This window comes from Streptomyces sp. KL2 (assembly GCF_046529545.1).
In the GTDB taxonomy this organism is placed as follows: Bacteria; Actinomycetota; Actinomycetes; order Streptomycetales; family Streptomycetaceae; genus Streptomyces; species Streptomyces radiopugnans.
The window spans coordinates 4,074,185-4,092,263 of sequence record NZ_CP127170.1; the positions used below are offsets into that span (position 1 = coordinate 4,074,185).

Here is an 18,079-nt window from a genome sequence, read left to right on the forward strand (position 1 = left end):
ACGGCAAGCGGCGGTGGCCCCGTCCTCTCCCGGGAGAGGACGGGGCCACCGCCGCTTCGCGGCCCACCGGCCGGACGTCAGGTGGTGAGGGAGTTCTCCGGGTCGCTGTGGTCGGGCTCCTGCGGGGCCTCCGCGGCCTCGGCCGCCTCCGCCGCCTCGGCGGCCACCCGCGGTGCCGGAGCGTCGTCCGTGCGCAGGGCCATCAGCTCGCGGCGCCTGTCCGCCTTGGCGCACAGCGCCGCGACCGCCCGGTCGAAGCGGACGATCGACGGCGGATCGGCCGGCCCCAGCAGGTGCACCTTCAGCTCGGCGCGGGCCCGCGCCATGGTGTCCCGGGACGGGTCCCGGACGGAGTCCAGCAGGGCGGGCACGCCGGCCGCGTCGGGCGTGAGGATCGTGGCCGCCCGCACGGTCGGCAGACCGGCCCTGAACTCCTCCTCCGCCAGACCGCTGGTGTTGGCGACCGCGTACGGCTTCTCACTGGCCAGCCAGTCCGAGACCACGCTGGAGACATCGCTGATCAGCAGGTCGGAACGGTTGAAGCAGGCGTACAGGGCGGGCCGCGGCCCGGTGATCACCAGGTGCTCCCAGTCGGGGAAGGACGCCCAGTAGGCCTCCTCCCAGGCGGCCGTCGCGGCCGCCACCGCCGCCTCCCGGTCCCCCCCGGGCGTGGACTGGAGCAGCATTCGCTCCATCTCGTCCGCGCTCGGCCGGAACGCCGTGGTGGTCAGCTCGTCCAGCGCGGCGGTGCGGCGGGCCAGCTCGGCGGCGGCCTCCGGGCCGGGGCGCGGGCCGGAGCGCCGGGCGTTGGCCTCGGCGATCATCTGCTGGATGCGCTCGTCGGCGCGGGCCGCGCGCGGGTCGACCGAACCGGTCATCGGGTGGGGCTTGTACAGCAGCCGCACCTTCGGGTCCGCCAGCAGGGCGCGGACGATGTTCTCGCCGGCCAGGATGATCGAGGTGTTGCCGGGGTCGTCGGTCCAGCCCTCCCAGGTGGGCGCGTACAGCACCGTGACGGGGCCGTCCGCGGCCGGGGGCCCGGCGTAGGGGCGGATCGGCGCGAGCTGCGGCCGGCCGACCTCCACCACGTCGCGGTCGTCGACGCCGATGTCCGCGAGCCGGTAGCGGTCCCGGGCGGCCCGGCCCGCGACCCACACCTCGTCGTAGGCCTTGGCGTAGGGGTTGCAGCTGGAGAGCTTGTCGCTCTCGCCGTGGTTGATGAAGGCGTGCTTGATCGACGGGATGCGCAGCACCTGCGAGGTCTTACCGGAGTTCGCCGGGTGCAGCATCATCTTGAGCGAGGAGTGCTCCAGCCGCATCAGGTGCGCGACCTTGGGGATGCACACGATGGGCACGTCGGTCGCGTCGATCTTCTGCACCATGAACCGCTCGCGCAGCACGATCAGCGGCCTGGCCTCCAGCGCGGAGAGCGTGCTCAGCCACATGTTCGCCTGGTAGGCGGAGGCGGCGCCGCCGGAGAAGTACATCGCCACCGTCGGCCGGTACTCGGCCAGCCAGCGGTCCAGCCACTCCAGCGCCTGCTGCTCGTTCGCGGGCTGTGCGCCCGGCCGCAGCCAGACGGCGAGCCGCAGGATGCCGCCCAGGTGGAGGACCAGGGTGACGCCCACTCCCAGCAGGCCCCACAGGGCTTCGGCGGTCAGGGCCGAGGCCATCAGACCGGCCGTGGCGGGCAGGGCGAAGTACAGCAGCCGGCGGCTGGGCTGGCGGGCCAGCAGCCGCGGCGGCGCGGAGGACAGCCGCAGGGCGGACGCGTCGATGTTGCGGGTGACGAAGGGGAGGGTGCGCCGGCGCCTGATCAGCAGTGCGACCGCCTGGCAGCAGAAGTGCAGGAAGTAGCCGGCCAGCAGGGCCAGAGCGAGGGGCTGCTCCTCCAGGGGATCGATGCCCGGCAGCCGGACCAGGCCGACGACGATCACCGCGTCGCGCAGCAGCTGGCGGGCGGTGACGTCGAAGCGCAGCCTGCCCAGTGCGGCGACCAGCCGGGGCTGCCGGTGCACCAGGTACAGGTCGAGCAGAAGGCCGACCGAGGAGCCCGCGACGAACAGGGCGATGTTCGCCAGCAGCGCGCCCAGCAGCTGTGCGAGGAGGGCCGCGCCCAGCAGGACGGAGAGGGCCAGCGCGTGCTTCACCGAGAAACTCGGGGGGGCGGGCCGTGCGGTACCTCCCTTGGGCCGTTGCTTACCGCGGAGGAGCCTCAGGACTGGGAACGAGGCGGACATCAGACAGGTCACGCTCCAGGAAGGGACGTCATACGTGTCGTCTCGCCTACCGCCCACCCCCTGCCTACCGGGCCTCCCGGCACCGCTCCCCAGCGGCGATCGGCATGCGACGGAGTGTTCGACGACCACTCGGTGATGCGTTTGCGGCGCTCATCCTACGGTTATCGCGGCGCTGTCCTCGCCCGGTGCCCTCGCGCAACGCCGGGCGGGGCGGTGAACGGGGGGCCGGCCTCCCGTTCACCGCCCCGCCCGGCGTTGCGCGTCCGTCCCTACCGGCCGCCGACGGCGGTGCCGCCGCGCGACGGCAGGCTCTCCCCGTCCGGGCCTCCGGGCTGGGCCGGGATTCCGGGGGCGGCGCCGGGAGCGGCGGCCTCGGACGCGTTCTCGGGAACCTCGGGGACCGGGTAGGAGGCCAGGGTCCGCTCGAAGTCCCTGGTGGACAGCAGCAGCTTGTAGATGATCGCGAGCTCGAACACCATCAGCAGGGCGCCCGCCGCGATGGTCACCGGCATGATCGCGCCGAGGACCGGGCCCACGATGAAGACGGCCATCTGGAACTCGATGCCGCTCACCAGGTGGGTGCGGATGCGGTGCCGGAGCAGGAAGGTGCGGAAGCGGCCGTACCAGGGGAACCGGCTCTTGAACTCCACGTGCAGGTCGATGACCTTCTTCTCCCGCGGCCGGCCCTCCTCGCCGCTCCCGGCTCCGGTGTCCGGGCCCTCCCGGCCGGGGTCGTCGAGGTCCGCCGTGGGGTTCTCACGGAGGAGGTCCTCCATGAAGGCGATGCCCTGCTCCTCGTCGCCGTCGTTCTCCCGCTCCTGCTCCCGCTCCCGTTCGCGCTGCTCCAGCTCCTGGTCCCGCTCCAGCTCCTCGGCGGTCATCAGGGCCCTCGCCGCCCGCCGGCTGGCCTTGGCGCGGGCCCTGATCTTCTTGCGCATGCTGTGGCGCACCTTGAAGATCTGGAGCGCGTCCAGGTAGCGCAGGGCGTCCAGGAAGACCACGACGAGGGCCAGCCAGACGTACGCCACCTCCCCCGTGCGGGAGTACTGGCCGCCCATCAGGGCGACGGCGCAGATCAGCACCCGCACCCGGTCGAACACGTAGTCCAGCCAGCCGCCGAACTCCGAGCCCTTCCCCGTGAGCCGGGCGAGCTTGCCGTCCATGCAGTCCAGGATGAAGCTCAGGTGGTAGAGCCCGGCCCCGATCAGCAGCCACTTCCAGTCGCCGCGCGCGAAGCAGGCGGCGGCGGCGAGGCCGAGGAAGAGCGCCCCCCAGGTGATCTGGTTCGGCGTCACCCGGGTCCACTTCGCCGTCCACCGGACCAGCGGCGTGGCCACGGGGTCGACGAGCAGCACCGTCCACCAGGCGTCGCGCTTCTTCTCGGTGAGGCGGCGCACTTCGGAAAGGGGGGGTATGTCCATGTCTGGTCGGCAGTCCTCGTAGGCGGTCGGGAAGTGGCTGGAGCCGATCGGTGTCCGGGGGAGCCCGTCACCCGGATGTTCCGCGCAACCCTCGCAAGGCGCGCAGAGCGTACGCAGCCCGAAGATTGGGTTACCTGCGGGTGCAATCGATCTGAACCGCAAGTTAAGACACATGGGATGACCGAATGGTTGCCCTCGATTTCGGCCACGTGCCCACCGGGCGGTCGAGGAGGCGCCCGGCTCAGGCGCCGGGCGTCGCGCCCCGCCGGTCCCGGCCCGCCCGCGACGGGGGTTCGGGGGCGAAGAACCACTCCAGACGCGGTTCCATCGCCCAGCGGAAGGCCCTGACCACCGGGGGCGTGGTCAGGGCCACGGTCACCGCGGCCGCGACCGCGGTGACGAGCAGGACACCCGGCGCGCTGTTCACGAAGCCGCCCTCGTACCAGTCCCAGTAGTGCGCCCCCTTGGCCAGGAAGCCGTGCAGCAGGTACGCGTACAGCGTCCCGGCGCCCAGCGCCGTGAACCAGGTGCGCCGGGAGGGCGTCAGGCTCAGGAAGGCGGCGCTCAGCAGCAGGGAGCAGCCGAGCATCCCCAGCGTCATCAGCACCCCGGCCCAGCCGGGAGCGCCGAGCTCCTGGGCCGCGTAGCGGTGGTAGAACCAGTCCGCGTTCATCCGGGGCACGGCCCAGTAGGCCGCCAGGGCGCCCAGCGCGAGGACGGCCGGCGCGAGCAGCCGCACCCGCCGGTCCCGCAGCGCCTCGAAGTGGCGCTGCTCCAGGCGCAGGCCCAGCACGAAGAACGGCAGGTACTGGAGCACCCGCTGCAGGGCGAGGTCGCCGCCGATGCCGGGGGAGGCCGTGGCCGCGGCGGCCAGGACGACCGACACGGTGAAGGGGTACCGAAGCGCGCGCCACAGGGGAGCGGTCAGCCGCCAGACGAACAGCGCCATGAGGAACCAGGTCAGGTACCACGGGTGCAGCAGGGTGATCCTCGGTTCCCCGCCGGTGTTCCAGGCGCGGAACAGGTTGAGCGCCGTCTCGAAGACGACGTACGGCACGGCCACCCCGGTGACCAGCCGCCGGAGCTGGTGCGGCCGGAACGAGAAGCTCCGGGAGAAGTGGCCCGAGATGACGGTGAAGGCGGGCATGTGGAAGGCGTACAGCAGCAGATAGCCCGCCGCCACGGCCCGGCTGCCGTCGCGCAGCCCCTCCCACGAGTGCCCGACGACGACCAGCACGATGGCCAGGAACTTGGCGTTGTCGAAGAACGCGTCGCGCTCCCGGGGCCGTCTGCCTCCCTCCGCGTCCGGGGCGTCCGGGGTGTCCGGGGTGTCCGGGGCGGTCGAGGCGTCCGGGCGGCCCGGAGTGTCCGGGGAGGCGACGGCGGGGGAGACCTGGCTCACGGGGATCCTTCCCTCCGGGTGACGGAACGGATATGTCAGATGATCTGGTGAGAGGACGCCCGTCAGTCTCCGGCGGCTCCCGGCGGAGCGCAAACGCCGCCCGGCCCCCCCGTTCCGCCCATCGGGCGCACCGTCCGGCGGCCGGAACGGGCAGGCGGGCCGGGCGGGGGCTCGCGTAGATTGCACAGCGACCGGACGAGAGATCACACGCAGGGGACGGCGCAGGTGGCAGCGGCAGAGCAGGGCCTTCGGCGGGACGTGCGAGACGCCCGCAGGATCGTGGTGAAGATCGGGTCGTCCTCGCTGACCACCGCCGCCGGCGGGCTGGACGCCGACCGGGTGGACGCGCTGGTGGACGTGGTGGCCCGGCAGCTCGGCGCCCCGGAGGACGAGGACAGCAAGGAGATCGTGCTGGTCTCCTCCGGTGCCATCGCCGCCGGACTGGCGCCGCTGGGCCTGGAGAAGCGCCCCCGCGACCTCGCCCGCCAGCAGGCCGCCGCCAGCGTCGGCCAGGGGCTGCTGGTGGCCCGCTACACAGCCTCCTTCGCCCGCTACGGCCGGCGCGTGGGCCAGGTGCTGCTGACCTCGGACGACACCAGCCGCCGCGCGCACTACCGCAACGCCTACCGCACCCTGGACCAGCTCCTGGCCATGGGCGCGGTGCCGATCGTCAACGAGAACGACACCGTCGCCACCGACGAGATCCGCTTCGGCGACAACGACCGCCTGGCCGCGCTGGTCGCCCACCTCGTCCGCGCCGAGCTGCTGGTCCTGCTCTCCGACGTCGACGGCCTCTACGACGGCAACCCGGCCACCCCCGGCACATCCCTCATCCAGGAGGTGCGCGGCCCGCACGACCTGGACGGGGTGGAGATCGGCAGCGCCGGGAAGGCCGGGGTCGGCACCGGGGGCATGGTCACCAAGGTCGAGGCGGCCCGGATCGCCGCCGGGGCCGGCGTCCCCGTGGTGCTCACCTCCGCCACCCGCGCCGCCGACGCCCTCGCCGGGCGGCCCGTGGGCACCTACTTCCACCGCACCGGCCGCCGCTCCGCCGGCCGGCTGCTGTGGCTGGCCCACGCCTCCGCCCCGCGCGGCGCGCTGGTGCTGGACGACGGCGCGGTACGGGCCGTGGTCGAACGGCGCACCTCGCTGCTGCCCGCCGGGCTGGCCGGAGTGGAGGGCGAGTTCTCCGCGGGCGACCCGGTCGAGCTGCGGGACGCCGCCGGGCGGCCCGTCGCCCGCGGACTGGTCAACTTCGACGCGCGCGAGATCCCCCGGCTGATCGGCCGCTCCACCCGCGACCTGGCCCGCGAGCTCGGTCCCGCGTACGAGAGGGAGGTCGTCCACCGCGACGACCTGGTCCTGCTGCGTCACTGACGGCGCCCTGGGGTCAGCCTTTCAATGGGCACCTTCCCGAAAACCGCCACACGGCGGCTCGAGTACTGGTCCACTTCTGTGGGAGGGCCGCTCCGGGACGGCGGCCCACCGCGTGACCGCACGAGCGCAGTCGCCCGAGCGCGGTCACGTGAGCGCAGTCATGAGTTCGGCACCACACGGGAGGCCGCCGGTGAGACGACTGACCAGCGTCGACTTGGGGTATCCCCAGCGAGGCGACGGGGCGGGGAGCCCCCTGCGGGGCATGGCGGAGCCGGGTTCCCGCCGCGGCGGGGAGGACGGCCGCTCCGGCGGCGCCTCGCGCCTGTGGCACGTCACCCTCAGCGTCTCCGGTGCCGAGGCCCCGCTGAGGGACGTCAGACGGGCGCTGGAGCGGCTCGCCCACGACCACCCCTTCCTGCTGGCCGGCCGGTACGCCAACGACCACGCCGAGATCCGCTACTGGGAGGAGGCCCGCGACCTCCACGACGCCGCGGCCGTGGCGCTGCGGCTGTGGGGCGAGCACCGGGCGTCGGCGAAGCTGCCGCCGTGGGAGATCGTCGGGCTGGAGGTCATCGGCCGCGAGACCTACCACCAGCGGGTGGCCGAGGGCTACGGCCCCCACCCCGCCGTACCGGCGGGCGTCCACCCGTTCTGACACCGCACCGGTGTGCCCGGGCGGCGGTCGCGCGCGGCGCGCCCGGGCACACCGCCCGTCTCGTACTGCGGACCTCAGGATGGACGCCGCCCGCCCTGGCTACGCTGGGAGCATGAGCAGCGCATCGCAGACCTCGCCCGTGATCGACACCGCCCGCCGCGCCAAGGAGGCGGCCGCCGCGCTCGCCCCGCTGCCGCGCACCGCACGCGACGGTGCGCTGCTCGCGATCGCCGACGCACTGGTGGCCCGCACCGGCGAGATCGTCGAGGCCAACGCCGCCGATGTGGACAGGGCCCGCGCCGCCGGGACGGCCGAATCCGTCGTCGACCGGCTCACCCTCACCCCCGAGCGGATCGCCGCCATCGCCTCCGACGTGTGCGAGGTGGTGGCCCTGCCCGACCCGGTGGGCGAGGTGGTGCGCGGCTCCACGCTCCCCAACGGCCTGGAACTGCGCCAGGTGAGGGTGCCGCTCGGCGTGGTCGGCATCATCTACGAGGCCCGGCCCAACGTCACCGTGGACGCCGCCGTGCTCTGCCTGAAGGCCGGCAACGCGGTGCTGCTGCGCGGCTCGTCCTCCGCGTACTCCTCCAACACCGCCCTGGTCGCCGTGCTGCGCGACGCCGTGTCCTCCGCCGGCCTCCCGGCCGACGCCGTCCAGCTCGTGCCCGGCGAGAGCCGTGACAGCGTGAAGGAGCTGATGCGCGCCCGCGGCCTGGTGGACGTGCTGATCCCGCGCGGCGGCGCCTCCCTGATCAAGACGGTCGTGGAGGAGTCCGTCGTCCCGGTCATCGAGACCGGCACCGGCAACTGCCACGTCTACGTCGACGAGCACGCCGACCTCGACACGGCCGTGGAGATCCTGGTCAACTCCAAGGCGCAGCGCCCCAGCGTCTGCAACGCCGCCGAGACCGTGCTGGTGCACTCCGGTATCGCCGACGCCTTCCTGCCGCGCGCCCTGGCCGCGCTGGAGAAGGCCGGGGTGACCGTGCACGGCGACGGGGCCTGGATGAAGGCGGGCGAGGCCGGGGGCGTGGACGTGGTGCCCGCCACGGAGGAGGACTGGGCCACCGAGTACCTCTCGTACGACATCGCCGCCGCCGTGGTGCCCTCCCTGGACGCCGCGGTGGAACACATCCGCCGCTGGACCTCCGGCCACACCGAGGCGATCGTCACCTCCGACACCAGCGCGGCCCGCCGCTTCGTGTCGCTGGTGGACTCCACCGCGGTCATGGTCAACGCCTCCACCCGCTTCACCGACGGCGGCCAGTTCGGCTTCGGCGCCGAGATCGGCATCTCCACCCAGAAGCTGCACGCCCGCGGCCCCATGGGCCTGCCGGAGCTGACCTCGACGAAGTACGTGGTCACGGGCGAGGGGCACGTACGCGGCTGAGCCCGCCGCCTCCGCGCGCTTCCGCGGGGGCCCGCGGGCTCCCGCGGAAGCGCGCGGACCTCGTACGAAGCAGACGAATCACCGTTCTCCCTGCCCAAAGTCCTCCGGCGGGTCTACGCTGGTCCCGTGCCGGAGGATGTGGGGGGCCAGCCGCACCACAGCGGTGAGGAGCCCGACGACCGCGACCGCGCGGCGGCGGACGACGTGTTCGCCTCCGTGGTACTCGACGAGTCCTTCGTACGTGCCGCCCTGATCCACGAGCCCACTGCCGCCGAGCGCACGCTGGCCGCCGCCCAGTCCCCCTCCGAGACCGAGACGGCGCTCGCGTACGACGACCAGTACGGCTACGGACCGTGGCGGGACGATTCCGAGGGCGCCGAGAACGACCGCGACGCCGGGGCGGACGACGGTGACGACCACCACGGCCGGTACCGCTACGGCCGGCTGGAGTTCGCCGACCGCCTCGACCACCTGGAGTACGTGGAGGACACCGAGTACCCGGAGGACGCCGGGTACGCCGGCTACACCGAGGAGAGCGACGGCCGAGGCGGCCTCCACGGGCGCCCCCCGCGCCCGTACCGGGGCCATGTCCGCTGGCAGCGGCCGGTCGCCTGGGTGCTCGCCGTGGTGATGGGCGTCGGCATCGTCGCGATGGCCTTCGCCGCCGTCCACCGGGGCGCCTCGGGGCAGCGGCAGCAGACTCCGCCGGAGCCGCCGCCGGCGACCAGCGGGGTCGACGCCCCGCCGCCGGCCGGCCGGTCCGGTGCGCTGCCCTCCCTGTCCGGCCACTACAGCACCTCCTCGTTCGACGGCCCGGCGTAACGGACGTGGCCGGGCCGCCGCGCCTGCCGGGTGCCCGGTAGGCCGCCCGGCGGACACTGCCCGACTTTTCCCGTTGTTGGGGCCTACGGGCCGGTTTGGGGCCCTTCCTCCGGCCTACTCTGGGGGTATGGCCGGGCCTGGAGACCCACCGCCCCGGGGCTTGCCCGGAGGCGGTGACGACGAGTACCGCTCCACCGTCTTCGACGAGTCGTTCGTCCGGGCTGCCCGTCTCCAGGAGTTCTCCGCGCGGGAGCGGCTGGCCGACTGCGAGCACCCCGTCCGCCCCCTCCCGCCCCGGCCGCTGCACGGGGTGCCGTGGCGGGGCCTGGTCCTGGCGGTGCTGATCGTGCTCGCCTTCGGGGCCGTGGTCTACGCGGGGGTGAGCGGCCCGCGGCAGCCCGTGGAGCAGCCGGGCCCGCGGGTGATGAGCAGCACGGTCGTCCCGCTCTCGCCGGACGGGGAGAGCGGGGTGCCCGGAGGGCGGCCGTCACGGCTGTTCGAACACAGCCCGGCCGCGGAGTTCTACACCGGGGCCGCCGGGGTGACGCTGCCCCCGGTCCGCTCCACCGCCCACTTCGCCGACAGCCAGGTGCTCGCCGCGCTGGCCGTCGCCAAGGAGTACGTGGTCGAGAGCTCCCTCAACCCCGAGGTGCTCAGCGGCAGGACCGCGCGGCCGGTGCGGATACTGATCGATCCGGACCAGCACGCGCAGTTCGACCGCAGCATCGAGCGGCCCGCGGCCGACGGCCACCACGCGGCGACCGGCTGGCTGGTGCGCTTCGACCCCGAGCACACGGAGTTCGCCGGCGAGGGGGTGCGCGTCCGCGGCACGATGGAGGTCCGCGAGGCGGAGGCCGACGCGCTGGAGATCGTCACCGACCACGTCTTCGTCTACGCCGTCCGCCCCGCCGCCCGGGCGGGCGGCGACCGGACGGCCGGCACCCGGGCGGACGGAGAGGCCGCCTCGCTGTTCACGGTGCGGCGCGAGCTGCGGCTGCGCTTCGACCGCGAGGACCTGCGCGACCACCATCTGACGGTGGAGCGCAGCGAGGTGCGGGCCGGGCCGATGTCCTGCGCGGCCCGGGCCCACGACGCCCTGCGCCCGCTGACGGCCGGGCAGACCGCCGACGCCGACCACCCGGCCGGCACCGACCCCTACGTGCGCGACGGCGGCGACAGCCCGGTGTGCGGGACGCTGGACCCTAGCTCCCTGCCGCGCCCGTAGCGCCCTTGGCGCCGCCGCTCCCGCCGCCGTCGCCCTTGGCACCGTCGCTCCCGCCGCGCCCGGCGAAGCGGTCGCGCAGCTTCCCGCCCAGGTCCCCGGCGCCGTCGCCCAGGTCCCGCAGCAGGCCCATGAGCGGGTCCTTGCTGGTGCGCACGGTGTCGGAGTAGTGGCTCGCGGACTGCCGGAACGATTCGTAGACCGAGGTGTCCTTGTCGTCCTCGCGCCGGTCGTAGTGGCCTTCCATGATCCGCTGGTGGTCGCGGCTCGCGGCCCACCTGCGCAGCTCCGCGGCGCGCACGGTGGTGAAGGGGTGGCTGCGCGGCAGCACGTTGAGGATCTTCAGCACCGAGTCGCGCAGATCGCCGGAGGACTCGTACTCGTCGGCCTGCTTCAGGAACGCGTCGACGTTCATCTCGTGCAGGTGGTTGCCGCCGGCGATCTTCATCAGACCGCGCATCGACGCCTGGAGGTCCTGGCCGACCAGCAGCCCGGCCCGGTCCGCCGACAGTTCCGACTTGCGGAACCACTCGCGCAGCGCCGTCACGATCGCCATGATCGCCACGTTCCCCAGCGGGATCCACGCCACCTTGACGGCCAGACCGGTCAGGAACAGCAGGATCGTCCGGTACACCGCGTGCCCGGACAGGGCGTGGCCGACCTCGTGGCCGATCACCGCCCGCATCTCCTCCTCGTCCAGCAGTTCCACCAGCCCGGTGGTCACCACGATGACCGGCTCGTCCAGGCCGATGCACATGGCGTTGGGCTTCGGGTCCTGCGTGACGTACATCGCCGGGACCTTCTCCAGGTCCAGGATGTAGCAGGCGTCGCGCAGCATGGCGTACAGGTGGGTGAACTGGGCGTCGTCCACCCGGACCGAGTCCGACAGGAACAGCAGGCGCAGGCTGCGCTCGGGCAGCAGCCCGCTCAGCGCCTTGAAGACCGTGTCGAATCCGCTCAGCCTGCGCAGCGCCACCAGCGCGGAGCGGTCCGCGGGATGCTCGTACGCCCGCGAGGAGATCCCCGGGAAGCGCCGCCTGCTGCGGCCGGGAAGGTGCTCGGTGGTGCCGTTGCCGTCTGTCATCGTCCGCCCCCTGCGGGTCTGGTGTGGGCCCGTCCCCCCGTGTCGGCCCCCACCCTAGGTGGTGGGTGCCACACGCCACAGCACCCCGCCCCGCTTACGATGTGGCTCAAGTTTCCGCCCCTACCCGATAGGTCTGCCGACGATGACCCTCCCCGACACCGTGCACACCCTGACCCTCCTGGCCTCCGGTGCCGAGAACGGCGAGCACGGCGGCGCGTCCGCCAACCCCTACGCCACCGGTTTCGGCGCTCTGGCGGTGCTGCTCCTGCTGCTGTGGATCACCACCCGCTTCAACCGGGACCGCTGAGGCACCGGGCCCGGGCGGCGGCGCGATCGGCGCCGGACGGCTAAGGTCGGCACGCATGGGAGAGCACATAGTGTCCGGCGCCGGCAAACGGCGGCTGGGCGTGATGGGCGGGACGTTCGATCCCATCCACCACGGGCACCTGGTCGCGGCGAGCGAGGTGGCGGCCAGGTTCCACCTGGACGAGGTGGTCTTCGTGCCGACCGGGCAGCCGTGGCAGAAGAGCCACAAGGCTGTGTCGCCGGCCGAGGACCGCTACCTGATGACGGTCATCGCCACGGCGTCCAACCCGCAGTTCTCGGTCAGCCGCATCGACATCGACCGCGGCGGCCGGACGTACACCATCGACACCCTGCGGGACCTCAGGGGGCTGCACGCCGACGCCGACCTGTTCTTCATCACCGGCGCCGACGCGCTCGCCCAGATCCTGACCTGGCGCGACGTCGACGAACTGTTCTCACTCGCCCACTTCATCGGGGTCACCCGTCCGGGGCACGCCCTCGCCGATCCGGGCCTGCCGGCCGGCGGGGTGTCCCTGATCGAGGTCCCGGCGCTGGCCATCTCCTCGACGGACTGCCGTGCGCGTGTGGCGCAGGGGGACCCCGTCTGGTATCTGGTGCCGGACGGTGTGGTGCGCTACATCAACAAACGCCGGCTGTACCGGGACGGCCGGGCGCCGAAGGGCTAGAGGGGCGGCAGTCGTGAACGACCGACAGGACCCGTACGGGCTGGGGGACCCGCCGCAGGCGAGCGGACACATCTACGGTTACGACGAGTACGGTCGGCCGGTCTACGGCGAGCAGGGACCCGACAGCCCGGCCGGGCAGTACGGGGACGCCTCGTACGACCCGGCGTACGGCTCCGCGTACGGGCAGGGCCCGGGTACGGGGCAGCAGCCCGCGTACGACCCGTACGGCACCGGCGCCTACGGCACTGGGGCCCACGACCCGGGCACGTACGCGCCCGGCTCCTACGCCCCCGGCCCCTACGCCGCGGGCGCCCGGGGCGGGTACGCGCCGGACGCGTACGCCCAGGACCCCTATGCCCCCGGCCCCCCTGCCGGCGGGTACGACGGGCAGGGGCGGTACGGCGACTGGGACTCCTCCGCCACCGGTCCCCAGGAGCCGGTGACGGAGGCGTGGATCCCGCAGCAGGCCCAGGGACCCTGGTACGAGGAGCGGCCCGCCGGGCCCGCCGGGCCGGCCGGGTCCGCCGGGGCCGAGGCGGCGCCGGAGACCGGGCCCGGTGCCGACCGCGGCGCGGGCGGGCGTGCCGATGACGGCGCCCCCGCCGGCGACGGCACCGATGCCGACGAGTACCGCACCGAGGAGTTCTCCTTCGTCGAGGAGCAGGACGAGGAGTCCGAGGACGTCATCGACTGGCTGAAGTTCTCCGAGAGCCGCACCGAGCGGCGCGAGGAGGCCAAGCGCCGGGGCCGCAACCGCACGGTGGCCCTGGTCGTCGCGCTCGCCGTGGTGCTGGCCGGCGGGGTCGGCTGGCTCTGGTGGGCGGGCATGCTGCCCGGCACCTCCGGGGACGGCGGGGCCGCCGAAGCGGCGTCGAGTGCCCAGAAGCGCAAGGTGATCGTCGTCCACCTGCGAGAGATCGACGGCGGGGAGATGTCCACCGCCCTGCTGGTCAACAACGAGACGGCGGGCAGGGGCACCACCGTTCTGCTGCCCAACTCCCTGGTCGTCTCCTCCGGCGGGACGGGCGGGGGGACGACGCTGGGCAGGTCCTTCGAGGCCGAGGGCGCGGCGGCCACCCGCGACGCGCTGGGCCTGCTGCTGGGCACCGACATCAGGGGCACCTGGCGGCTGGACACCCCCTACCTGGAGAACTGGGTCGATCTGGTCGGCGGCATCTCCCTGGACGCCGACGCCACCGTGCCCGGCGCGAAGGAGGGCGACGATCCGCTGGTGCGGCGGGGCAAGGGGCGCGATCTGGACGGGAGGGCCGCCGTCGCCTACGCCACGCACCGGGCCGCGGGCGAGCCGCAGACGAAGCAGCTCGCCCGGTTCGGGCAGGTCCTGCGGGCCACGCTGGAGAAGATGTCCGACGACCCGAAGACCGCCACCGGCACGGTCCGGGCACTGACCCAGATCCTCGACCCCTCCCTGACCGACGGACAGCTCGGAGCCAGCCTCGCCTCGCTGGCCGGATACGCCAGGAAGGACGCCTACGGCACCGAGCTGCTGCCGGTGGAGGCGGACGGCACGCTCAGCGACGCCACCAGCGAGGGCCTGGTGAAGGACGTGCTCGGCGGCACGGTGAAGAACACCGATCCGAACGCCACGCCGCGCGTGAGCCTGAAGGACGCCACCGGGGACGAGAAGGCGGCGAACAACGCCCGGGTGGCGCTGGTCAACGGCGGCTACACCGTGGTCGGCGGCGGCAGCGCGGACTCCGCGCAGGCCACCACCCGCGTGACCTACTCCGACGCCGGGGACAGGGCCAGGGCCGAGGAGGTCGCCAGGACGCTCGGTCTGCCCGAGAAGGCCGTGGCCCAGGGCAAGGGCGCGGCGAACGCGGACATCACGGTGGTGCTGGGCAGGGACTACGGCTCCGGGGAGCAGTGAGGCCGGCGGCAAGGGCGGGGAGACCCGCGGGGAAGCCGACGGGGGTCCGGCGGGAGGGGAGCCGCCGGGCCCGACGGAGCCGGTCCGCGGCGGATCGTGAGACCCTGGAAGGGTTGTAGACCACCGACCGAAAGCGTTGCCTGTGACCGCCACGGACCGCTCCATCGAGCTGATCAACGCAGCAGCCCAGGCTGCCGCCGACAAGCTCGCCCACGACGTCGTCGCGTACGACGTCAGCGATGTGCTCTCCATCACCGACGCCTTCCTGCTGGCCTCCGCGCCCAACGACCGCCAGGTCAAGGCGATCGTCGACGAGATCGAGGAACGGCTGCAGAAGGAGAAGGGCGTCAAGCCGGTGCGCCGCGAGGGCGAGCGCGACGGCCGCTGGGTCCTGCTGGACTTCGTCGACATCGTGGTGCACGTCCAGCACAGCGAGGAGCGGGTCTTCTACGCGCTGGAGCGCCTGTGGAAGGACTGCCCGGAGATCGACCTGCCCGAGGACGCCAAGGCCACCCGGGGCAAGGGCGGGGCCGCCGCGGGCGAGGGCGGTGAGCTGAGCTGAACGGACGCATGGCCGGACGCGGTCGCCGCATCGTGCTGTGGCGGCACGGGCAGACCGCGTGGAACCTCGAACGCCGCTTCCAGGGCACCACGGACATCGAGCTGACCGAGGCGGGCCTGGAGCAGGCCCGCCGCTCCGCGCGGCTGCTCGCTGCGCTCAGGCCGGACGCGATCATCGCCTCCGACCTGAAGAGGGCCGTCGACACCGCTGCCGAGCTGGCCGCGATCACCGGTCTGGAGGTCACCCGCTACGAGAGCCTGCGCGAGACGTACGCGGGCGTGTGGCAGGGGCTGACGCACGAGGAGATCGTCGAGCGCCACGGCGAGGAGTACGCCGCCTGGAAGCGCGGCGAGCCCGTGCGGCGCGGCGGCGGCGAGCTGGAGACCGAGGTGGCCGACCGCGCGGCGCCGGTGGTCGAGCGCAACGCCGAGAAGCTGCCCGACGGCGGGGTCCTGGTCGTGGTCAGCCACGGCGGCACGATCCGCACCACCATCGGCCGTCTGCTGGGTCTGGAGCCGAGCTCGTGGGAGTCGCTGGGCGGACTGACCAACTGCTGCTGGTCCGTCCTGGGCGAGGGGGCGCGCGGCTGGCGGCTGCTGGAGCACAATGCCGGAACGCTTCCCCAGCCGGTCCTCGGCGACGACGTCTGACGCGGTCCGGCCGGCCGGCGGCCCGCCCTCTCCGGCAGGGCCCCGCCGGAGGCGGACCGGGGTGGAACCGGGCGGGCCGGGACGTGCCGATGCGGACCGGGGGCCGGTCCGGGGCGGTTCGGTCCGGTTCGGGGGGCCGGTCCGAGGCGGATTTCGCATTCGGGCAGGTCACCGGTTAAGCTTCTTCCCGTTCACGGCACCGCGGTGAGACGCGGCGGAGCCGGGGCGATGGGGCTATAGCTCAGTTGGTAGAGCGCTTGCATGGCATGCAAGAGGTCAGGAGTTCGATTCTCCTTAGCTCCACGGAAGCGAGAGAGATCCCGTCCCCCACAGGGGGCGGGATCTTCGCTTTTCCGGCGGGGGTTGCCCCGGAGCGGCGCGGAGGAAGCGGAACCTCGCCGCACACGTTCGGCGCCCTCCTGCACACAGGCGGAGCATGGCAGAATCGGAGCGCCGGACGGGCCGCTGCGCGCAGCGGAAGCCCGCCGGGGCGTTCGGAGACATCGAGGACGGCAGAGACAGCGGAGGGGTTCCCCACGTGCGCACGCCTGCGGTCACGGCTGGAGTTGACTGACGGACATGGGTGCACACAGCAGGAAGTGCGACTGGTGCGGCAGCGGGACCCCGATCGTCCGCGACATGGAGCCGGTCAACACGGCGTACCAGTACTGGTGCGCCGAGTGCGCGCGGGCGCTGATCATCAAGGGCGACCCGATCGAGACCTACCGCGAGCTGGAGGGCGAGCCGATCTACGGCCGGCTCCTGGAGGAGCACTGCACCCTCAAGCGCTTCTACTCCTTCGTGGCGGCCTGACCGCCGCCCGCCCGCGCGGAGGCCGGTGAGGCCGTACGTGCCCTGGGCGCCGGGAGGGTGCCGAAGGAGCCGGGCGGGCACGGATACGGCGCGGGCCGCCGCAGCGCGCGTACCACCAGTACCGCGGCCAGTGCCACCAGCGCCGCGCCCGCTGCCGGATAGACCGCCGACAGCGCCATCTGCGCGCCGCTCTGCCGCAGTTCGAACCGCTCCACCGGGGAGCCGTGCGGCACCCACCACAGTGCGTAGGAGCAGAACAGCAGCGCCGCCAGCGCCGTACCCGTCCACCACGGCGCACTGCTCCGGCGCAGCGCCTCCGATCCCAGCAGCAGCACCGCGGGCACGCACCACACCCAGTGGTGCGACCAGGAGACGGGGCTGACCAGCAGCGCGGTGCAGGCGACGCAGACGGCGGCCCAGGCGTGCGCGGAGGGCAGCCGGCGCGGGCCGGCGAGGGCCGCGGCCACCGCGACGGCGAGCCCCGCCACGGCCGCCGCGACGGCGAGCAGCGTCCAGCCGGCGCCGGGTTCGGCCGTGTGCAGCAACCGTGCCAGGACGCCGCGCAGCGACTGGTTGGCGGTGTCCTCGACCCGGCCGACGCGCTCGGGCGAGAAGACCGCCTCGGTCCAGAAGTGCCGGGAGTCCCGCGGCAGCACCAGCGCCGCCAGCACGACCGTCCCGGCGAACGCCCCCGCGGCGACGGAGGCCCGGCGCAGCCAGTGGTTCCAGAGCCGCACCGGGCGGTCGGCGAGCCGCCTCCGCCGCCAGGCCAGCGCCAGTCCGCACAGGGCCAGGAACACCGCGAACAGGGCGGGGGTCAGTTTGATCCCGGCGGCCACCCCGATGCCGACGCCGGCCCAGCGGTGGCCGGCGCGCCGGGACAGGTCCCACAGCACCAGCACCGCCAGCAGCAGGTTGATCTGGCCGTACCGCAGCGTCGTCCACACCGGCTCGCACCAGACGGCGACCGCCGACAGCGCCAGGACGGCGGCCGGGCGCGGGAGGTCCAGCGGACGCCCGATCAGCCGCAGCGACAGATGGACCAGGGCGACCAGCAGGGCGAGGTTCGCCGCGGTCGCCAGCAGCCGCATCGTCGGCACGTCGACGAGGGTCAGCGGCATGAACAGCAGCGCGGCGAACGGCGGGTAGGTCATGGGCAGTTCGGCGTGCGTGGCGCGCATCGTGTACAGGTCGCCGCCGGTGCGCGCCGTCCAGCCCTCGGTCCGGTAGACCATCAGGTCGATCATGGAGACGTCCGCCGCGCTCTGCGCCGCCAGGAAGGCGGTGAAGGAGAACAGGCAGAACACGGCGGCGAGCCGCGTGGACCGCTTCAGCAGGTACGCCCGCGCCGCGGGGAACCGGCGGTCGGCGGTCAACTGCAGCGTACTCACGGGCGGCTCCGGGTCCTGGCTGTGACGGTCGTCGGGTCGGGCGGGGCGGTCAGGCATTCCACGGCCGGCCGTGTGCGTGGACGTGCGCGGGTGCGGCCGGTTGCCCGTACGCGCGGGGCATGCGCGTACGGGCGTGGAGATCCGACACTACCCGGACGGCCGTGACC

The 18,079-nt window shown here is 73.6% G+C and carries 16 protein-coding genes and 1 tRNA gene; 12 read left to right on the forward strand and 5 right to left on the reverse strand.

Annotated elements, in window-relative coordinates; translation table 11 throughout:
* Positions 1 to 77: 77 nt before the first annotated feature.
* From QPK52_RS18320 to QPK52_RS18330, 3 genes are all read right to left on the reverse strand, one after another.
* On the reverse strand, positions 78 to 2,150 hold the full coding sequence (locus tag QPK52_RS18320; protein WP_410538560.1) for a hypothetical protein: 2,073 nt from the start codon (positions 2,148 to 2,150) through the stop codon (positions 78 to 80).
* Positions 2,151 to 2,509: 359 nt separating this feature from the next.
* Positions 2,510 to 3,661 (reverse strand): CDP-alcohol phosphatidyltransferase family protein, encoded by a 1,152-nt coding sequence (locus QPK52_RS18325; RefSeq protein WP_410538561.1) that lies wholly within the window; start codon positions 3,659 to 3,661, stop codon positions 2,510 to 2,512.
* A 241-nt stretch (positions 3,662 to 3,902) separates the two neighbouring features.
* Positions 3,903 to 5,063 carry an acyltransferase family protein gene (locus QPK52_RS18330; protein WP_410538562.1) on the reverse strand — a complete coding sequence of 387 codons (1,161 nt, stop codon included), beginning with the start codon at positions 5,061 to 5,063 and terminating at the stop codon, positions 3,903 to 3,905.
* A gap of 258 nt (positions 5,064 to 5,321) precedes the next feature.
* Here QPK52_RS18330 and proB point away from each other — a divergent pair, with 258 nt between their 5' ends.
* The 5 genes from proB to QPK52_RS18355 all read left to right on the forward strand — a co-directional run bounded on the left by proB (position 5,322) and on the right by QPK52_RS18355 (position 10,532).
* On the forward strand, positions 5,322 to 6,440 hold the full coding sequence (proB, locus tag QPK52_RS18335; RefSeq protein ID WP_093654492.1) for a glutamate 5-kinase: 1,119 nt from the start codon (positions 5,322 to 5,324) through the stop codon (positions 6,438 to 6,440).
* A gap of 262 nt (positions 6,441 to 6,702) precedes the next feature.
* Complete coding sequence (locus QPK52_RS18340; RefSeq protein ID WP_410538563.1) at positions 6,703 to 7,095, forward strand: hypothetical protein; 393 nt, start codon at positions 6,703 to 6,705, stop codon at positions 7,093 to 7,095.
* Positions 7,096 to 7,207: 112 nt separating this feature from the next.
* Positions 7,208 to 8,485, forward strand: a complete 1,278-nt coding sequence (locus QPK52_RS18345) for a glutamate-5-semialdehyde dehydrogenase (protein ID WP_410538564.1) — start codon at positions 7,208 to 7,210, stop codon at positions 8,483 to 8,485.
* 126 nt (positions 8,486 to 8,611) lie between these two features.
* Positions 8,612 to 9,307 (forward strand): hypothetical protein, encoded by a 696-nt coding sequence (locus QPK52_RS18350; RefSeq protein ID WP_410538565.1) that lies wholly within the window; start codon positions 8,612 to 8,614, stop codon positions 9,305 to 9,307.
* Between the two features lie 127 nt (positions 9,308 to 9,434).
* Positions 9,435 to 10,532 (forward strand): hypothetical protein, encoded by a 1,098-nt coding sequence (locus tag QPK52_RS18355; protein ID WP_410538566.1) that lies wholly within the window; start codon positions 9,435 to 9,437, stop codon positions 10,530 to 10,532.
* Here the strand turns inward: QPK52_RS18355 and QPK52_RS18360 are convergent.
* Complete coding sequence (locus QPK52_RS18360) at positions 10,510 to 11,613, reverse strand: M48 family metallopeptidase (RefSeq protein ID WP_410538567.1); 1,104 nt, start codon at positions 11,611 to 11,613, stop codon at positions 10,510 to 10,512. The genes QPK52_RS18355 and QPK52_RS18360 overlap by 23 nt on opposite strands.
* Positions 11,614 to 11,755: 142 nt before the next feature.
* On the opposite strand from QPK52_RS18360, the gene QPK52_RS18365 reads away from it, so the two are divergent.
* The 7 genes from QPK52_RS18365 (at position 11,756) to QPK52_RS18395 (ending at position 16,521) form a co-directional block, all read left to right on the forward strand.
* Positions 11,756 to 11,920 carry a hypothetical protein gene (locus QPK52_RS18365; RefSeq protein WP_177213826.1) on the forward strand — a complete coding sequence of 55 codons (165 nt, stop codon included), beginning with the start codon at positions 11,756 to 11,758 and terminating at the stop codon, positions 11,918 to 11,920.
* Between the two features lie 55 nt (positions 11,921 to 11,975).
* On the forward strand, positions 11,976 to 12,605 hold the full coding sequence (gene nadD, locus QPK52_RS18370) for a nicotinate-nucleotide adenylyltransferase (protein WP_410538568.1): 630 nt from the start codon (positions 11,976 to 11,978) through the stop codon (positions 12,603 to 12,605).
* A gap of 13 nt (positions 12,606 to 12,618) precedes the next feature.
* Positions 12,619 to 14,496 carry a LytR C-terminal domain-containing protein gene (locus QPK52_RS18375; protein WP_410538569.1) on the forward strand — a complete coding sequence of 626 codons (1,878 nt, stop codon included), beginning with the start codon at positions 12,619 to 12,621 and terminating at the stop codon, positions 14,494 to 14,496.
* A 142-nt stretch (positions 14,497 to 14,638) separates the two neighbouring features.
* A complete protein-coding gene (gene rsfS / locus QPK52_RS18380) occupies positions 14,639 to 15,058 on the forward strand; it encodes a ribosome silencing factor (RefSeq protein WP_410538570.1) in 420 nt (139 codons plus the stop codon).
* Positions 15,059 to 15,066: 8 nt separating this feature from the next.
* Entirely contained in the window at positions 15,067 to 15,708 is a 642-nt protein-coding gene (locus QPK52_RS18385; RefSeq protein ID WP_410538571.1) for a histidine phosphatase family protein, read from the forward strand.
* A 230-nt stretch (positions 15,709 to 15,938) separates the two neighbouring features.
* Positions 15,939 to 16,011, forward strand: a tRNA-Ala gene (locus QPK52_RS18390).
* 276 nt (positions 16,012 to 16,287) lie between these two features.
* Positions 16,288 to 16,521 carry a hypothetical protein gene (locus tag QPK52_RS18395; RefSeq protein ID WP_101254268.1) on the forward strand — a complete coding sequence of 78 codons (234 nt, stop codon included), beginning with the start codon at positions 16,288 to 16,290 and terminating at the stop codon, positions 16,519 to 16,521.
* On the opposite strand, the gene QPK52_RS18400 is transcribed toward QPK52_RS18395, so the two are convergent.
* Entirely contained in the window at positions 16,500 to 17,912 is a 1,413-nt protein-coding gene (locus tag QPK52_RS18400) for a glycosyltransferase 87 family protein (RefSeq protein ID WP_410538572.1), read from the reverse strand. The genes QPK52_RS18395 and QPK52_RS18400 overlap by 22 nt on opposite strands.
* Positions 17,913 to 18,079 lie beyond the last annotated feature (167 nt).